We start from the raw sequence: 739 nt of genomic DNA, 5'->3' as shown, positions 1-739 counted from the left end.
AGTGCCCCGAATTGCTGTGGTCGTCGCTGCCAGGCTCCGCCGCCTTCGCTGCCGCTGGCGAAGCGTCCGCAGCCTGGGAATGATGCTCATTGTCATTCCCGACGCCGTTGCCGAGTTTGGGCTCCGCTTCAGCCATCTCCATGGCCGCGAGCGTTGCCGACCCCGGCTCCGCAGCGTGCGGCGAATTACCGTGGTCCGTGTCGCCGGTCGTTGCGGCGCTCTCTTCTTTAGCGGACGGCGAGTGCCCCGAATTGCTGTGGTCGTCGCTACCAGGCTCCGCCGCCTTCGCTGCCGCTGGCAAAACGTCCGCAGCCTGGGAACGATGCTCATTGTCATTCCCGACACCATCGCCGGGTTTGGACTCCGCTTCAGCCATCTCCATGGCTGCGAGCGCTGCCGACCCCGGCTCCGCAGCGTGCGGCGAATTACCGTGGCCCGTGTCGCCGGTCGTTGCGGCGCTCTCTTCTTTAGCGGACGGCGAGTGCCCCGAATTGCTGTGGTCGTCGCTGCCAGGCTCCGCCGCCTTCGCTGCCGCTGGCGAAGCGTCCGCAGCCTGGGAACGATGCTCATTGTCATTCCCGACGCCGTTGCCGAGTTTGGGCTCCGCTTCAGCCATCTCCATGGCCGCGAGCGCTGCCGACCCCGGCTCCGCAGCGTGCGGCGAATTACCGTGGTCCGTGTCGCCGGTCGTTGCGGCGCTCTCTTCTTTAGCGGACGGCGAGTGCCCCGAATTGCTGTG

1 pseudogene is annotated in these 739 nt (G+C 66.8%); it reads right to left on the bottom strand.

What is annotated here, in order from left to right:
* A pseudogene (locus UNPA324_RS00020) lies at positions 1 to 622 on the bottom strand (LuxR C-terminal-related transcriptional regulator); the annotation flags it as partial.
* Positions 623 to 739 lie beyond the last annotated feature (117 nt).

Origin of the sequence: Bradyrhizobium sp. UNPA324 (assembly GCF_006658635.1) — a bacterium.
Classification (GTDB): Bacteria; Pseudomonadota; Alphaproteobacteria; order Rhizobiales; family Xanthobacteraceae; genus Bradyrhizobium; species Bradyrhizobium nanningense.
Note: the sequence above shows the minus strand (reverse complement) of the source record. Positions and strands in the feature narration are given on the sequence as shown.